Here is a 16081-nt window from a genome sequence, read left to right on the forward strand (position 1 = left end):
TTTCGTATGCCTCTGGCGACTGCTGTTCGACTATGACTCGATGACTATGACGTGGTGAACCGCACCGCGTCGACGTCGAACGCGTTGTCCTGGGGCGAGGTGAAGACCAGATACAGCTTGTGCGTGCCGGTCAGCGCCTCCACCGGGACGTCGGGCGTGTTCTGGTAGGTGTCCCAGCCGCCGGTGTCGGGCACCGGAGTGGTGGCGAGCAGCTTGCCGTCGGGGGCGTCCGCGCGCAGTTCGACGGAGCCGACGCCGTAGGGCGACGACAGCTTGTAGCTGACCTTGCTCACGCCCTCGACGCTCATCGGGCTGTACGCGATCCAGTCCCCGTCGCTGATGTCACCGATGCGCTTGCCATTCTCGGCACCCTCTTGCGAGACGATGCGGGTGCCCGACTGGTCGTCGCGGTACTCGGCCTGCTTGTGCTTGGGCTGGAGGACCGAGCGGCCGTAACCGGTCAGGGCGCTCACGCCTTCCCCGCCCTTGTCCGTGTACTTGGCGTTGAGGACGTACGTGAGGTCGGCGCCCTCCGGGTGGCCGCCGAGGTCGCCGGTGTCGACCGTCCCCTCGCAGCCGGGGATGTCGGTGGTGGGGTGCTCGTGGTCGTCATGGCCGAGCGCCGGGTTCACCGTCACCTTGGAGCAGTCGATGGTGCCGTCCTCCGGGTCGGTCACCGTGACCTTGTAGGGGATCTTGTCTCCGAAGTCGATGAGCTTGCCGTCGACCGGGGTCTCGACCTTGACCGTGGGCGCGGTGTTGCCCGCGGTAACGGGGATGTTGGCGTAGCCGGACTTGCCCGTCGAGTCGGTGACCTTCAGCTGGGCGTTGAAGTCCCCCTTGACGGTGTAGGTGTGCGAGGGGTTCGCGTCGGTCGAGTCGTACGTCCCGTCGCCGTCGAAGTCCCAGGCGTAGGTGAGGGGGTCGCCGTCCGGGTCGGTGCTGCCCGCGCTGGAGAAGTCGACCTTGAGCGGGACGGGGCCGTTGGTGGCGGACGCCTTGGCCTTGGCGAGCGGGATGCGCCGGCCCTGGGCGTAGTCGACGCGGTAGAGCCCGGAGTCGTTGTTGCCGCCGCCGAACTCGCTGCCCCACTCCAGGACGTACAGCGAGCCGTCCGGGCCGAAGGTCATGTCCATCGGCTTGGCGAACTTCGCCGACTTCAGGAAGTCATTGATCTTCAGGAGCTTGCCGTCCTTGTCGAAGCGGATCTCCTTCACCGAGTCGCGCGCCCACTCGTAGAAGAAGTTCGCGCCCTCGAAGTAGGCGGGGAACTTGGTCGTGGAGGGGTTCTTCGCGTCGTAGTGGTAGACGGGCCCGCTCATCGGCGCCGAGCCGCCCGCGCCCATCTCGGGGAACTCCTTGGACTCGCCGTAGCCGTACCAGATGTCGGGCTGCTGGAGCGGCGGCAGGTCCTTGAGGCCGGTGTTGTTGGGCGAGGGGTTGGTGGGCTTGGCGCAGTCGAACTTGGCGCCCGCCTTCTGGGTGTCGGGGTCGTAAGGGGCGTACGCCTGGTTGTTGCCGTGGCAGAACGGCCAGCCGAAGTTGCCCGCCTTCTTGATGACGTTGACCTCGACGAGCCCCTCGGGGCCGCGGTCCGTGGTCGGGCCGCCGCGGTCGGGGCCGTAGTCGGAGGCGTGCACGTAGCCGTTCTTGGGGTCGACGGTGAACCGGAACGGGTTGCGGAAGCCCATCGCGTAGATCTCGGGGCGGGTCTTTGCCGTGCCCTGCTTGAAGAGGTTGCCCTTGGGGATGGTGTAGCCGCCGGAGTCCGTCGGCTTGATGCGCAGGATCTTGCCGCGCAGGTCGTTGGTGTTGCCCGCGGTGCGGGCCGCGTCCAGCATCTGCTTGCCGGGACGCCAGTCGAGTGGGGCGTATCCCTGCCAGGCCGGGTCGAGGTTGGGCGGGGTGTCGTCACCGACGCCGAGGTAGAGGGTGCGGTCGGGGCCGAACTCGACGGCGCCGCCGGTGTGTCCCGGCTCCGGGAAGGTGCGGTCGCGGTAGGCGGGTACGTCCAGGAGCTTCTTCTCGCTGGCGAGGTCGAGGGTGTTGTCCTTCTTGACCGTGAAGCGGGAGAGCCGGTTGACGTCGTCCGTCGCCTTGGCGGGCGCGTAGTAGAGGTAGATCCAGCGGTTGTCGGCGAACTTCGGGTCGAGTTCCATGCCGACCAGGCCGTCCTCGCCGCCGGTGTACGTGTCGAGCTTGCCCGCGGTGGAGGTGGCGTGGGTCTTCGGGTCGAAGACCTTCACCTCGCCGCTGCGCTGGACGTAGAAGACCTTGCCGTCCTTGGCGACGTCGAGCTCCATGGGGTCGGCGGTGTTGTCGTCCAGGGCGGTCTTCTCGTAGCCGGACCAGACCGTGCCGCCGCAGTCGCCGGGGGCGTTGCCCGCCGCCCACTTGATGCCGCCGAGCACGTGCTCGCGGAAGGCGGGTTCGCTGTAGGACGCCTTGTCGTGGCCCATGGCGGTGGCCCACACCTTGCCGCCCTCGGCGTTGCGGCACCAGGAGATGGGGTGGTCGGCGCCCATCTTGGAGCCGCCCGGGTCGTACGTACTCTCGTCGGCGGTGACCAGGACGTGCACGTCACCCCGGGGATTCTTGTCGAAGTTGTACCACTCCTCCGGGCGCTCCCAGCGCTCCGGCAACCCCTTGGTGGAAGGGTGGGCGCGGTCGGCGACCTTGGCGGTTCCCTTGAGGACGCCCGGCGAGTGGGCGGGCATGTGGGCACCGGCGTTGATGAGGTCGTCCCACCAGGGGAAGGAGTCCTCGACGCCCATGTCGAGGGTGTTGTGCAGCGCGACGACGCCCTTGCCGCTCTTGACGTACTTCTTCATCGCGTCGCGCTGGGCCTCGGTGTCCCAGACCATGCCGGAGTTCTGCAGCATGACGATGACGTCGAAGTCCTTGAGCTTGGCGTCGTCGAAGACGGCGGCGTCGTCGGTCTGCACGACCTCGAAGTCGTTCGCGGCGGCCTGCTCCTTGAGCATCTGGACGCCCGCCGGAATGGAGTCGTGGACGTAGCCGACGGCCTTGGTGAAGAGCAGGGCGCGGAAGGCTGGTGCCTTGTCGGCGGCCGTGGCTCCGGCGCCGGGCAGGAAGCCCACGGTGAGGAGCAGCGCGGCGACCAGGGCGACCGCTGCTCTTCGAAGGCTTCTCAGACCGCGTATGTCACGAGCATGACAGCTCATGAGGTGGTCCTTTCTGTGTGGACGGAGGTGCGGGTGCCGGATGCCGGAAACTCAGAGGGCCGCGAGGGTGCGGCGCAGGAAGCCGATGCCGTCGGTGGCGAGCGCGTCCTGGCTGCGGGCCAGCGGGCGCCAGACGGAGGCGGCTACGGCGATGGCGTCGTTGTGCGCGGTGAACGACTCGATGCACAGCGGGCCTTGATAGCCGACCTCGTGCAGGGCGCGCAGGAAGCCGGGCCAGTCGAGGTGGTCGGCGCCGGGCGCGCCCCGGTCGTTCGCGCACACCTGGACGTGCGCGATGCGCCCCGCCGCGGCGTGGACGGCCTCGGGCAGGGAGTGTTCCTCGATGTTCTGGTGGTAGGTGTCCAGCGCGATGCCGATCGGCTCCTCGGGTAGCCCTTCGAGGGCGTCGAGGGTCTGCGCGACGGTGTTGAGCAGGCTCGTCTCGTAGCGGTTGAGGGGTTCGACGGCGATGCGGACACCGGCGCGCGCCGCGTAGGCGACGACCGGGGCGAGGTGCTCGCGCCACTCCTCGTACGCCGCCGAACGCGCGGCGCCGTCCATCCGCCAGGTGCGCCCGACCGGCGCGTACACCGGGCCCGCCACCACGGGGGCGCCCACCGCGTGGGCGGCGTCGACGCAGCGGCGCAGGTAGTCCTGAGTGACGCGGACGGTCGCCGGGTCGGCACGGACCAGGTTGCGCCCCTCGGCCATGACCGCGATGACGGCGGCGGGGGTCAGGCCCGTGGCGTCGAGGAGTTTGACGGTGGACGCGGGGTCCCAGTCGGCGGGGCTCTCCAGCGGGAGTTCCACGCAGTCGAAGCCCCAGCCCGCGAGACGGGGCAGCGTCTCGCCGAGCGCCTCACTGGTCACGGGCGAGTGCCAGATCCACGGGTTGGCGCCCAACTGCCAGGCCACAGTGTCTTTTTGAGCAGCGGAGGTCACTTCTTGCCTCCCCAGTCCCCGGGGAAGCCGGGCATGCGCTGGCAGCCGCACATCGCGTAGTGCAGGGGCGGCATGCCGTCCTTGAGGTACTCGTCCAGGTTGTCCTGCGTGACGGTCGGTTGCGGGAGCTTCCACTCCTTGGGGACGCTCTTGCCGTCGAGGACGCGCAGCGCGGCGATGACCGGCGTACGCCACTGGAACGTGGGGTAGGTGGGGGCGATCGCGGTGAGCTTCTTGTCCTTCCACACCTGGAGGAAGTCCTGCTGGTCCTCGCCGGTGATGGGCGGCACGTCGACGCCCGCGTCCTCGAACGCCTCGACGGCGGCGACGGCCGTGGCGCCGGAGTCCATCCAGACGCCGTCGATGGAGCCGTGCCGGGAGATCGCGTCGGCCACGATCGACTTGGTCTTGGCCGGGTCGCCGTCGGTGAACTTCACGTCGGCGACATCGAGTTCACTCTTGTCGAAGGCGAGCTTCGCCGCCGACCAGCGGGTTTCCAGGACGTCCACACCGGGCGAGATGCGCAGGGCGAGGATCTTGCCCTTGGGCTTCACCTTCTCGACGAGGAAGTCCGCGGCGACCGCGCCGTAGCCGTACCCGCCGATGGGGTTGACGAAGGTGACGGCGCAGTCGGTCTCGACCCCTCGGTCGAAGACGATGACGGGCAGCTTGCCGCACGCCTCCTTCACGGCGGGGGTGAGGGTGGCGGTGGTGTTCGGCGAGACGATCAGCGCGTCGCAGTCCTTGTTGCCCGCCAGCTCCTGGATGTCGGAGATCTGCTTGTCGTCCTTGCCCTGCGCGTCGAGGACGGTGAAGTCGGAGATCTCCTCGTGCAGCTTCACCTCGGCCTTCATGGTCTTCAGGCCGACCTGCCGCCAGGGGTTGAAGACCCCGGCGTTGGAGAAGCAGAGGTGGACGTCATCGCCCTGACCCTTCTTCCGGTACTGGGCGGTGGAGACCATCTGTGGTTCGAGCATCTGCTCCCAGGGCTTGCCCTCGGGACCCTTCGGGGTCTCTTCGCCGAGCTTCAACTGCCGTTCGTACTCGGCTCGTTCGAAGAACTTGGAGGGTTTGTCGCCACCGGAGTCCTGGCTCTCGCCCGCCGCCGCGGGCGCGTCCGGCGGGGTGTCGCTGGAGCACGAGGCGAGCAGGGCGCCCGTCAGCAGGACGGCGGCCGACGCGAGGGCGCGCCTGCGGGCCGTGCGTCCGCGGACCATGCGGGGATTCATGAGGGTGTCCCTCCCGGTGAGTGAGTACGACGACGACGGCGCAGCCGGGAGAAGTCGGCGGCCCCGATGCCGACGGCGGCGATGACGATGACGCCCTGGACGGTGGACTCCAGGGCGCCGGACACGCCCCGCAGGTTGAGCAGCGTGAACAGGGCCTGTAGCGAGAAGGCACCCGCCATCGCGGCGACGACGCTTCCCCGGCCGCCGCCGAGCACGACGCCGCCCAGGACCACGGCGGTGATCGCCTCGAACTCGTAGCCCCGGCCCGCCTGCGCGGACACCCCGGAGAAACCTCCCACGAGCACCGCGGCGAGCGCGGCGGCCGCGCCGGAGAGGACGAAGGCGATGACGCGGGCGCGGTGCACCCGGACCCCGGCGAGCGCGGCGGCGCGTTCGTTGTCACCGGTGGCGATGAGCGTGCGGCCGAAGTCGGAGCGCATGAGCAGTACGGCGACGGCTCCCGCGACCAGGCAGGCCAGCACCGCCCAAGGCAGCCAGCCCATGGCGGTGCCACGGCCCAGTTGCCGGAAGTCCTGCGGGAGTTGGCCGTGCGGTGAGCCGCCGGTCCAGTAGAAGACGGCGCCTTCGAGGATCAGCATCATGCCGAGCGTGGTGATGAACGACGGCACGCGCAGTCGGGTGGTGATCAGCCCGCTGACCAGTCCGGCCAGGGCGCCCGCCAGCAGCAGCCCGGCGGCGACGAGCAGCCAGGGCGCGTCGGGGTAGGAGCCGTAGACCTCGGCGGCCGCGACGACTCCCGCGGTGACGATCGCGCCGACGGACAGGTCGAACTCGCCGCAGACGATGACCAGGTACTGGCCCGCGGCTAGGATCACCAGCGGCGCGGCGCGCTTGACGAAGGCGAGGAAGCGGTCGGGTTCGTAGAAGCCGATGTCGGTGACCGCGAGGACGATGAGCAGCGCCGCGAGCAGCGCGTAGACGGGCGCTCCCGTGCCGAGCATGCGGGCGAGACGCTTGTGCGGGGCGGGAGTCGCCGTGGCCGTGGTCATGCGGGCCTCCTGCTGCCGCGCCGCGCGTAGAGGGCGACGGCGGCGATGATGACGACGCCGCGGACGACGTTCTTGAAGAACGGGTCGACGCCGAGCTGGTTGAAGACGGAGTCGAGGACGGCGAGGACGAGGACGCCGCCGAGCGTGCCCGCCACTCCCCCGCGCCCGCCCGCGAGCACCGTTCCGCCGAGCACGACGGCGGCGATCGACTCCAGGTCGTAGCGGGCCTCGGTGCCCGCCCACGGGGCGCCCGCGCCGAGCCGCGCGGCGAGGAACAGCGCGGCGGCCCCGACGCAAAGCGAGCACAGGACGTGCGCGGCGATGACGGTGCGCCGGGTACGGACGCCGGACAGGCGCGCCGCGTGTTCGTCGCCCCCGGTGGCGTACAGATGGTGTCCGAAGCGGGTGCGGCGCGTGATCAGCCAGAGCGCGGCGGCGACGGCGAGCAGCAGGAACACGGAGACCGGGACGGGTCCGACGCGGTCGTAGCCGAGGTGCTGGAAGGAGGCGGACACCTTGCCCGCGGGGCCCGTGTAGTTGTCCTCGATCCAGCCGCGCAGGATGAAGGCGGTGCCGAGGGTCGCGATGAACGCGTTGACCTTGAGGCCCGTGACGATGAGGCCGTTGGCGAGGCCGACGGCCGCGGAGAGCGCGAGGACGGCGAGGACCGCGGTGAGGACGCTGCCGTCCTCCATCGTGGTGGCGGCGACGAGCGTGCCGAGGCTGATGAGGTACGCCACCGACAGGTCGAGGGAGCCGGTCAGGATGACGGCGGTCTGGCCGACGGCGACGAGGCCGAGGGCGACGCAGTTCTGCAGGATGCCGACCACGTTGGCCTGGGTGAGGAAGTCGCCTCCCCTGGCGGCGACGACGAGCCAGCCGAGCGCGGTCACGACGCCCGCGGCGAGCCAGACGCCGACGGCGGGGTCGGCGAGCCGGGAGCGGCGCCGGGACGCGGAGGTCACGGCGGGGGTCGGTGCGAGGGTGGTGCCGGTCATGCGGCTTCCTCCTGGGCTTGCGGCGCCGGGTTCACGGGCCGTCCTGGTGCGCGTGCCGCGCCGTGGCGAGCCGCATCACGTCCTCCTCCGAGGCGCCGGGCGGGAGTTCACCGGCGATCCGGCCCTCGGACATGACCAGGACGCGGTCGCTCATGCCGATGAGCTCGGGCAGTTCGGAGGAGACCATGAGCACGGCGAGGCCCTCTTTCGCGAGGTCCCGCACGAGGGTGTGGATGGCGGCCTTGGCGCCGACGTCGACGCCGCGGGTCGGCTCGTCGAAGAGCAGCACGCGGGGGCGTGCGGCGAGCCACTTGGCGATGACGACCTTCTGCTGGTTGCCGCCGGACAGGTACTGGGCCTGCTGGTCGTGGCCGCGCGCCTGGAGTCTGACCCGTTCCAGGAGCGCGGTGAGGTCGCGGTCGGCGGGCGGCCGGTCGCGCTGGGGCACGGCGCGGGTGACCAGAAGGGCGTTGTCGCGCACGGACTGGCGCAGGGCGAGCCCCTCGGCCTTGCGGTCCTCGGTGACCAGGGCGATGCCCGCGCGGATGGCCCGGCGCGGGTTTCCCGGGCGCAGCGCGGTGCCGTCCACGGTCATCGCCCCGCGGGCGAAGGGCGCGGCGCCGAACAGGGCGCGCACCAGCGAGGTGCGTCCGGAGCCCTGCAGTCCGGCGATGCCGGTGACCTCGCCCGCGCGCAGCGTCAGGTCGATGTCGCGCAGCCGGTCGTTGCCGCCGCCGCGCACGGTCAGGCGGACGTCGCCGATGTCCCCCGGACTGGCGCGCGGCGGGTAGTAGGCGCTCAACTCCCGCCCCACCATGGCCCGTACGACCTCGTCGGCGTCGGTCCGATCCGTGGGCGCGGTCATGACGTGGCGGCCGTCCTTGAGGACCGTGACCCGGTGCGAGAGGTCGAAGACCTCGCGTAGGCGGTGCGAGATGTAGAGGATGCCGAGGCCCCGGTCGGCGAGCCTGCGCACCAGCGCGTGCAGGAGCCCTGCCTCGTGGTCGGCGAGCGGCGCGGACGGTTCGTCCATGACCAGGACGCGCACGTCGGAGGCGAGGGCCTTGACGATCTCGACGGTCTGCTGCCGGGCGACGGAGAGTTCGCGGACGTGGGTGCGTGGCGTGATGCCCGATACGCCGACCTCGTCGAGGAGTTCGGCGGTGCGGGCCTCCATGGCGCGGCGGTCGACGAGGCCGTAGCGGGTCGGTTCGCGGCCCAGGAAGACGTTCTCCGCGACGGTCCGGTGCGGCAGGAGGGCGAACTCCTGGTGGATGATGCCGATTCCGGCGGCCTGGGCCTGCGCGGGATGGGTGAAGTGGTGTTCCTCGCCGTCGAGCACGATGGCGCCCTCGTCGGGGACGTGTTCGCCCGCGAGGACCTTCATCAGCGTGGACTTGCCCGCGCCGTTCTCGCCGACGAGTGCGTGCACCTCGCCGGCGGCGAGGTCGAGCGAGACGCCGTGCAGCACGCGCACCCCGAGAAAGCTCTTGGACACGCCGTGCATCGCCAACATCGTCTGTGTCGCCTGCATCGCCTGCACCCTCGGCTCCTTCGGCAGCGGTCTGCAGAGCAATGTGATGAGACAACTTTGACCTGTCAAGGGTCCAAGCAGCTTTCTTTGTACGGGAGTTGACGGTGACTTAGGTCGATCGTCGAACACCATCGGCCTTGTGAGCAGCGGAAGTCGTCCCTAGGGTGGCTCCATGTCTGGAGCGCCGGATCACCCGTTTCCCGAGGCCTCTTCCGCCCCCGCCGCCGCGCCGTCCTCACCCGGCGAGGTGCTCGCCCTGCTGCGTACGGGAGCCGCCGCGACCCGCGCGGACATCGCCCGTCTCACGGGGCTCGCCCGGTCGACGGTGTCGCAGCGCGTGGACGCCCTGATCGCCCACGGCTTCCTCACCGAGGAGGCCGACGGCGGGTCGACGGGCGGGCGGCCGCCCCGGAGACTGCGGCTGCGCACCCGTGAACACGCGGTGGCGGGGGTCGACTTGGGCGCCTCGCACTGCCGGGTCGCGCTCATGGACATCGGCGGCGAGACTCTGGCGCTGCGCGAGGACCCGCTGTCCATCGCGGACGGCCCAGGGGCCGTTCTCGGCCATGTGGAGCGCGCGCTGCACACGCTCCTGAAGGAGGCGGGGCGCTCCCCGGACGCGCTCCAGTCGATCGGCGTCGGCGTGCCGGGGCCCGTCGAGTTCTCCACGGGCCGCCCGGTGGATCCGCCGATCATGCCGGGCTGGCACCAGTACCCCATTCCCGAGTTCTTCGCCGAGCGGTTCGGCGCGCGGGCCCTCGTCGACAACGACGTGAACGTGATGGCCCTCGCCGAGCAGCGCCGCGCCTTCCCCGACACCCGCTATCTGCTCTACATCAAGGTGGGCACGGGCATCGGCTGCGGCATCGTCGCGGACGGCCGCCTGCACCGGGGTGCGCAGGGCAGCGCGGGCGACATCGGGCACATCCGCGTCGGCGAACTGGACGATCCCTGCCGGTGCGGCAACTCCGGCTGCCTGGAGGCGATCGCGGGCGGCGCGGCGCTCGCCCGCAGGCTGTCGGCGCTCGGCCTGGAGGCGACATCGGGCAGCGACGTCGTACGCCTGGTCAAGTCGGGCAACCGGGACGCCGTGCGGATGGTGCGCGAGGCGGGCCGATCGGTCGGCGAGGTGCTCGCGGGCCTGGTGAACTTCTTCAATCCGGACACCGTGGTGGTCGGCGGCGCGCTCGCCGCCGTGCACGACCAACTCCTCGCGGGCGTACGGGAAGCGGTGTACCGCCGCTCGCATCCGCTGGCCACCCATGTGCTGCGCATCGAGCCGAGCCGCACCGGCGAGAACGCGGCGGCGGTCGGCGCCGGGATCCTCGCCGTCGAGCACGCGCTGTCGCCGCGGCAGGTGGACCGGGTCCTGGCGGGCGCGGCACGCTGAGCGAGACGCCGCCGGACCGTCGTACCGCGAGCCCCGCCGTCCCGCCCCGCGACGGCGCGATCCGGAAGCGCACGCGGCAGTATCGGCCACACCGTCAACTCTCCCTTACAGCAAGGGACTTGCGACCGTAGCGTCTGGGTATGTCCGTTACCGACGCAGAGCAGATCGACCGGGCCAACTCCTCCGGTCGCACGCCGGTCGTGTTCGTGCACGGCCTCTGGATGCTGGCGAGCAGCTGGGACCACTGGCTCCCGCACTTCGAGGCCGCCGGGTACGCACCGGTCGCCCTCACCTGGCCGGGCGAAGCGGAGACGATCGCCGAGGCCAGGGCCCACCCCGAGGCCATCGCGGGCAAGACCGTGGGCCAGGTCGCCGACCACCTCGCGGGTCTCATCAACACCCTGGAGCGCAAACCCGCCGTGATCGGACACTCCGTCGGCGGGATGCTCACGCAGATCCTCGCGGGGCGCGGCCTGTCCGCCGTGTCGGTGGCGATCGATCCCGCGCCGTTCCGCGGCGTCCTCGCGCTCCCCGTGTCCACGGTGCGCTCCCTGATCCCGATGATCGCCAACCCCGCGAACCGCAAGCGCGCCAAGCAGCTGACCTACGAACAGTTCCGCTACGCCTACGCCAACGCCGTCGGCGAGGAGGAGGCCCGCGCCATCTACGACCGCTACGCCGTACCGGCGCCGTGCGCCCCGCCCATGCAGGCGGCCATGGCCAACTTCAATCCCCGTACCGAGGCGAAGGCGGACTCCCGCACTCCGCAGCGCGGGCCGCTCCTCATCGTCTCCGGCAGCCACGACAACGCCGTGCCCTGGGCGCTCGCCAACGGCGCGTACAAGCGGCAGAAGCGCAACACGTCCGTCACGGAGATCACCGAGCTGCACGGCCGCGACCACGCGCTGACGCTCGACAGCAGGTGGAAGGAGGTCGCCGACCTCGCCCTGACGTTCGTACGACGCTTCGTCTGACGTGCCACGCGGCACCGACCAGACCGGGAAGGGGACATGCTCATGGGCACCATCACGACCGCCGACGGGACCTCGATCCACTACAAGGACTGGGGTGCCGGGCAGCCCGTGGTCTTCAGCCACGGCTGGCCGCTGAACGCGGACGCCTGGGACAACCAGCTGCGTCTGGTCGCCGAGCACGGCTACCGCGCCATCGCCCACGACCGGCGCGGCCACGGCCGCTCCGACCAGCCGTGGCACGGCAACGACATGGACACCTACGCCGACGACCTCGCCGGGCTCCTGGCGAGCCTCGACCTCCGCGAGGCCGTCCTCGTGGGCCACTCGACGGGCGGCGGCGAGGTGGTCCGCGCGATCGGCAGGCACGGCACGGGCCGGATCTCCAAGGTGGTGCTCCTCGGGGCCGTCCCGCCCTTGATGCTCCAGACCGAGGCCAACCCGGAGGGCCTGCCCCCGGATGCCTTCGACGCCCTGCGAGAAGGGGTGCGCGCCGACCGCGCGCAGTTCTACCACGAGCTGAGCGTGCCGTTCTACGGCGCCGACCGGCCGACGGCCAGCGTGTCCCAGGGCCTGCGCGACGCCTTCTGGCTGCAGAGCATGCAGGTCGGCGCCAAGGCGGCGTACGACTGTGTGCGGCAGTTCTCCGAGACCGACTTCACGGACGACCTGCGGCGCATCGACGTGCCCACGTTCTTCGCGCACGGCGACGACGACCAGATCGTGCCGATCGTCGCCGCGGCCCGCAAGGCCGTGCACCTCGTCAAGGACGCGACCCTGAAGGTGTATCCGGGCGCCCCGCACGGCCTGTACGGCGCCTACGAGGAGGAGTTCAACGCGGACCTGCTCACGTTCCTGGCGTCCTGACCCGTCCCCGGTGCCCTACGCGCCGTCCCGCCGACGCACCATCTCGCTGATCCAGACCGGCGCGAACGGAGACGTGCAGCCGGGCGAGGTCGGGTAGTCCTTGAGCACCTGGAGGCGTTCGCCGATGCCGACGGCGCGGGCGCGGTGTTCGGCGTGGTCGATGCCGATCTGGGCCAGGCAGTGGTTCATCGCCCACTGAAGGCGCTCCGGCGCGCCCTTCATGTCGGCCTCGATGACGTCGAGCAGTCCCGCGAGGTCGAGGCCCGCGGGCTTCTTCGCCACGCGTTCGGTGGTCAGCGCCCAGCCTGCGCTCGCGACGACCGGGTCAGGATCCGCGAACCAGGCCAGGCGCAGCTCGTCGGCGTGCGGGCTCTTCTTCACCACGTAGTTCACGAGCCAGTCGTGCGTCTTGGGGGTGCGTGCCTCGCGGAGCATGGCGTCCAGCTCGGCGCGCCCGAAGTCCTTCGGGCGGCAGATCAGGAGCGCGAGCAGCCGCGCCGCGCTGTCGCCCGTGGCCCAGAGCTCGCGCGCGAGCTCCTGCCGCGTCTTCAGCCGCTTCGCGATCGCGCGCAGCTTGCCGAGGTTCACGGCGTGATCGTCGCCGTGCTTCTCGTTCACCGCACGGATCTTCGGGTCCGCGAGACCGGCCAACTCGGCCATCACCTCGGCCACGGTCGTCCCTGTCGTCTCGGCCATCTGTCCCTCACCTGCGCCGTCGTGTGCACGCAGCCTACGCGGTAAAGAAGTGGCAAGGCCGGGCCCGCGCGGGCCAGCATGGCGCGCATGAGTGATCTCAGTGAACAGCGGCCCGCGCGATGGACCGAGGCGACCGTCTATCCCGACATGTGGACGGACCCGGACAACGACCCCCGTGACAGCGACGGCACCGGCCCGGACGGTGAGCTCGCGACCCTGGTGGACTTCCTGTCGAGCTACCGCATGACCCTGCGGATGAAGTGCGAGGGGCTGAGCCCGGAGCAGCTGGCCCGGCGGTCGGTGCCGCCGTCGACGATGTCGCTGCTCGGTCTCGTCCGCCACCTGGCCGAGGTGGAGCGGGACTGGCGCAACTGGCTCACGCACGACGATCCGCTGCCCAAGCTGTACGGCAAGAAGGACGCGGACTTCCACGGCGCCGTCTCCGAACAGGCCGTGGTCGACGCCGCGTACGCGGACCTGGAGCGCGAGCAGGCCGCGACCGACGCCGCGCTGGCCGCGTTCCCGGATCTGGGCCTGCGCGTGGGCAAGGACGGGATCGCGATCCGGGAGCTGCTCGTGCACAGGATCGACGAGTACGCGCGGCACAGCGGGCACGCCGACCTGTTGCGCGAGTGCGTCGACGGACGGGTGGGGCAGTGACGGCTGCCGGGCCCGGTCCCGTGCGCACTCCCCCGAACAGGTGGATCTCCCCTCTCCCCATTGGTCCACTCCACTGACGCACCGCAGGCGGTGACGGCTCCTTTGGCGAAAACCTGTTCGTAACCCGCCGGTACCGGCGCTGACATGGGGAATCCCTTCTTCTGGGCATGATTGACGGATCGTCGGAGAGCCGGTACCACTGACGCACGCCCGGCCCCGCACGCCCCGTCACGCTTCATCGGCCCAGGAGGCTGCATTGCGAGGATCCGACACCGCCCCTACCTCGTACGCGCGCAGACGAACCATCAGGACGGTGGGCGCTCTCGCGTCGGCCGGTCTGCTGATTCCGCTGCTCGGCGCCGCCCCTTCGGCGGGCGCCCCCGAACAGGCGTCCACCGCAGGGCTGCAGGGTGCCTTCGCGTCCGCCGCCGCCGAGTACCACGTTCCCCAGAGCGTGCTGCTCGGCGTCTCCTACCTCCAGTCACGCTGGGACGCGCACGGCGGCGCGGCCAGCGTGACCGGCGGCTACGGCCCCATGCACCTGACCGACGCCAGGACCGCCATCGCCAACGCCCCGCACCACGGCGAGGGCAAGGAGGACCCGCGCGGCGACACCTCGCGCCCGGCGCTCCCGCCGAAGGCGAAGATCCCCGCGGATTCCCAACTCCCGGCCAGGCTCAAGACGTTGCCCCGCGCCGCCGAGCTCACCGGCCGCTCTGCCGAGCAGCTGCGCACGGACGCCGCCGCGAACGTTGAAGGCGGTGCCGCGCTGCTCGCCGCCGCCCAGCGGGGGCTCGGCAAGCCGCTGAGCGCCGACCCCGCCGACTGGTACGGCGCCATCGCCCGCTTCTCCGGCGCGGACGACCGGGCCACCGCCGCGTCGTACGCCAATGACGTGTTCGCCGTCATGCGCGACGGCGAGCGGCGCGTCACGGACTCCGGCCAGCGCGTCACGCTCGCGGCCGATCGAGGGCTGCGGACCGACCCCGCGCAGCTGCGGCGCATGGGGCTGCGCAAGGCGGCCGCGGGCGAGACCGAGTGCCCCAGGACCGTCTCCTGCGAGTGGATCCCCGCGCCGTACGAGGAGTTCAAGGACCCGCAGGGCAACCCGGACTACGGCAACCACGACCTGTCGGACCGGCCCAAGTCGCAGAGCATCGACACGATCGTCATCCATGACACCGAGGGCCGCTGGGAGGGGGTCCTGAACCTGGTGCAGGACCCGACGTACGTGTCGTGGCAGTACACGCTGCGCTCCACCGACGGCCACATCGCCCAGCACGTGAAGGCCAAGGACGTCGCCTGGCACGCGGGCAACTGGTACGTGAACTCCAAGTCGATCGGCCTGGAGCACGAGGGCTTCCTCACCGCCCCGGACACCTGGTACACGGAGGCGATGTACCGCTCCTCCGCCCGCCTGGTGAAGTACCTCGCGAAGAAGTACGACATCCCGCTGGACCGGCAGCACATCCTCGGCCACGACAACGTGCAGGGCACCGTGACCTCGACGATCCCGGGGATGCACACGGACCCGGGCCCGTACTGGGACTGGCAGCACTACTTCACGCTGCTCGGCAAGCCGTTCAAGAAGACGGCGGGCCCCAAGGGCGGCCTGGTCACCGTGGCGCCCGAGTACGCCAAGAACCGCCCGGAGTACACGGGCTGCGTCAAGCCCGGCGAGACGTGCGTGCCGCACGGTTCGACCGCGGTCCGCGTGCACACCGAGCCGCGTGACGACGCGCCGCTGATCAAGGACATCGGCAAGCGCCCGGGCGGCCAGGACTCCACGATCGACGTGAACGACACGGGGCCGCGGCTCTCGACCGGCCAGCAGTACGCGGTCGCCGACCGCCAGGGCGACTGGACGGCCGTCTGGTACCTGGGCCAGAAGGCGTGGTTCAAGAACCCGAGGAAGCAGCCCACGGCCGTCGACGCGAAGGGGTACGTGGTGACGCCGAAGGAGGGCGCCACCGAGGTCCCGGTGTACGGCCGCGCCTACCCGGAGAAGGAGGCCTACCCGGCGGGCGTGCCCGTGCAGACGGTCTCCCCGCTGCCGTACAAGATCCTGGCGGGCCAGCGCTACGTGATCGGCGACAAGGTGCCGGGCGAGTACTTCTACTCGCCGACGTTCGACACCGCGCCGCACAGGGTGGTGCGCGGCAAGGACATGTACTACGTCATCCAGTACGGGCACCGCGTCGGGTACGTGCGGGCCGCCGATGTGCGGGTGGTGCGGTCGGGTTCGTAGCACCACCGTAGGACCACCATGAAGGGTCGGGTCCGGGTCCGCGTGGGGGCGGGCCCGGACCCGACGCACGGGGGACTCCGCCCGGCTCCGCGGGGTAGGGAAACCGGGCGTGGACCCTACCGGAGCGCGCTCGGTTTCCCTCAGGAGGTGCGGGAATGTGGCTGAGCACGTCGAACGAGGAGCTGCCCGCGCGGGATCAGCTGCCGTTCTGGAGCGAGCTGGTCTCCCGCGAGCTGGCACCCCTCTCCCTCACCTGTGCGCAGGGCGCCGTGGACTTCCCCGCGTGGGCCTCGGTCCTCGACCTCGGCTCCGTGCGGGTGGCCGCGTTCAGCAGCCCGCCCGCGCACCTGA

Annotated in this window: 12 protein-coding genes; 5 read left to right on the forward strand and 7 right to left on the reverse strand. The window is 70.9% G+C overall.

Translation table 11 applies throughout. From position 1 onward, the window contains the following. Window positions 1-44: 44 nt before the first annotated feature. The 6 genes from CP970_RS01030 to CP970_RS01055 are packed head-to-tail and all read right to left on the reverse strand — an operon-like array spanning window position 45 to window position 8880. A complete protein-coding gene (locus tag CP970_RS01030) occupies window positions 45-3185 on the reverse strand; it encodes a ThuA domain-containing protein (RefSeq protein ID WP_079043736.1) in 3141 nt (1046 codons plus the stop codon). Window positions 3186-3236: 51 nt separating this feature from the next. Further along, entirely contained in the window at window positions 3237-4100 is an 864-nt protein-coding gene (locus tag CP970_RS01035) for a sugar phosphate isomerase/epimerase family protein (RefSeq protein WP_107099012.1), read from the reverse strand. Between the two features lie 23 nt (window positions 4101-4123). Then, window positions 4124-5356 carry a substrate-binding domain-containing protein gene (locus tag CP970_RS01040; protein WP_224058131.1) on the reverse strand — a complete coding sequence of 411 codons (1233 nt, stop codon included), beginning with the start codon at window positions 5354-5356 and terminating at the stop codon, window positions 4124-4126. Beyond that, entirely contained in the window at window positions 5353-6366 is a 1014-nt protein-coding gene (locus tag CP970_RS01045) for an ABC transporter permease (protein ID WP_055550954.1), read from the reverse strand. Before CP970_RS01045 ends, CP970_RS01040 begins: the two co-directional genes overlap by 4 nt. Continuing rightward, window positions 6363-7364 carry an ABC transporter permease gene (locus CP970_RS01050; protein ID WP_055550952.1) on the reverse strand — a complete coding sequence of 334 codons (1002 nt, stop codon included), beginning with the start codon at window positions 7362-7364 and terminating at the stop codon, window positions 6363-6365. Before CP970_RS01050 ends, CP970_RS01045 begins: the two co-directional genes overlap by 4 nt. Window positions 7365-7395: 31 nt before the next feature. Next, window positions 7396-8880 carry a sugar ABC transporter ATP-binding protein gene (locus tag CP970_RS01055; RefSeq protein ID WP_055550972.1) on the reverse strand — a complete coding sequence of 495 codons (1485 nt, stop codon included), beginning with the start codon at window positions 8878-8880 and terminating at the stop codon, window positions 7396-7398. Window positions 8881-9070: 190 nt separating this feature from the next. Here CP970_RS01055 and CP970_RS01060 point away from each other — a divergent pair, with 190 nt between their 5' ends. The 3 genes from CP970_RS01060 (at window position 9071) to CP970_RS01070 (ending at window position 12126) form a co-directional block, all read left to right on the forward strand. Next, window positions 9071-10288, forward strand: a complete 1218-nt coding sequence (locus CP970_RS01060; RefSeq protein WP_055550950.1) for an ROK family transcriptional regulator — start codon at window positions 9071-9073, stop codon at window positions 10286-10288. A 140-nt stretch (window positions 10289-10428) separates the two neighbouring features. Then, on the forward strand, window positions 10429-11262 hold the full coding sequence (locus CP970_RS01065) for an alpha/beta hydrolase (RefSeq protein ID WP_055550948.1): 834 nt from the start codon (window positions 10429-10431) through the stop codon (window positions 11260-11262). Between the two features lie 42 nt (window positions 11263-11304). After that, the gene (locus CP970_RS01070) at window positions 11305-12126 is read left to right on the forward strand and encodes an alpha/beta fold hydrolase (RefSeq protein WP_055550970.1); all 822 of its coding nucleotides are present in this window, start codon (window positions 11305-11307) and stop codon (window positions 12124-12126) included. Between the two features lie 15 nt (window positions 12127-12141). Here CP970_RS01070 and CP970_RS01075 read toward each other — a convergent pair whose 3' ends face one another. Next, window positions 12142-12822, reverse strand: a complete 681-nt coding sequence (locus CP970_RS01075) for a DNA alkylation repair protein (RefSeq protein ID WP_055550946.1) — start codon at window positions 12820-12822, stop codon at window positions 12142-12144. 78 nt (window positions 12823-12900) lie between these two features. On the opposite strand from CP970_RS01075, the gene CP970_RS01080 reads away from it, so the two are divergent. Next, window positions 12901-13482 carry a mycothiol transferase gene (locus CP970_RS01080; protein ID WP_055550943.1) on the forward strand — a complete coding sequence of 194 codons (582 nt, stop codon included), beginning with the start codon at window positions 12901-12903 and terminating at the stop codon, window positions 13480-13482. 256 nt (window positions 13483-13738) lie between these two features. Continuing rightward, window positions 13739-15730, forward strand: a complete 1992-nt coding sequence (locus CP970_RS01085) for an N-acetylmuramoyl-L-alanine amidase (protein ID WP_055550941.1) — start codon at window positions 13739-13741, stop codon at window positions 15728-15730. Window positions 15731-16081: the final 351 nt, after the last annotated feature.

Source organism: Streptomyces kanamyceticus, assembly GCF_008704495.1.
Classification (GTDB): domain Bacteria; phylum Actinomycetota; class Actinomycetes; order Streptomycetales; family Streptomycetaceae; genus Streptomyces; species Streptomyces kanamyceticus.

Bases quoted from the DNA above. Each gene is read 5' to 3' on its own strand.
- CP970_RS01080 (WP_055550943.1), top strand. From the start codon at position 12,901: ATGGCGCGCATGAGTGATCTCAGTGAACAGCGGCCCGCGCGATGGACC.
- CP970_RS01070 (WP_055550970.1), top strand. From the start codon at position 11,305: ATGGGCACCATCACGACCGCCGACGGGACCTCGATCCACTACAAGGAC.
- CP970_RS01060 (WP_055550950.1), top strand. From the start codon at position 9,071: ATGTCTGGAGCGCCGGATCACCCGTTTCCCGAGGCCTCTTCCGCCCCC.
- CP970_RS01065 (WP_055550948.1), top strand. From the start codon at position 10,429: ATGTCCGTTACCGACGCAGAGCAGATCGACCGGGCCAACTCCTCCGGT.
- CP970_RS01050 (WP_055550952.1), bottom strand. From the start codon at position 7,364: ATGACCGGCACCACCCTCGCACCGACCCCCGCCGTGACCTCCGCGTCC.
- CP970_RS01055 (WP_055550972.1), bottom strand. From the start codon at position 8,880: ATGTTGGCGATGCACGGCGTGTCCAAGAGCTTTCTCGGGGTGCGCGTG.
- CP970_RS01040 (WP_224058131.1), bottom strand. From the start codon at position 5,356: ATGAATCCCCGCATGGTCCGCGGACGCACGGCCCGCAGGCGCGCCCTC.
- CP970_RS01030 (WP_079043736.1), bottom strand. From the start codon at position 3,185: ATGAGCTGTCATGCTCGTGACATACGCGGTCTGAGAAGCCTTCGAAGA.
- CP970_RS01075 (WP_055550946.1), bottom strand. From the start codon at position 12,822: ATGGCCGAGACGACAGGGACGACCGTGGCCGAGGTGATGGCCGAGTTG.
- CP970_RS01045 (WP_055550954.1), bottom strand. From the start codon at position 6,366: ATGACCACGGCCACGGCGACTCCCGCCCCGCACAAGCGTCTCGCCCGC.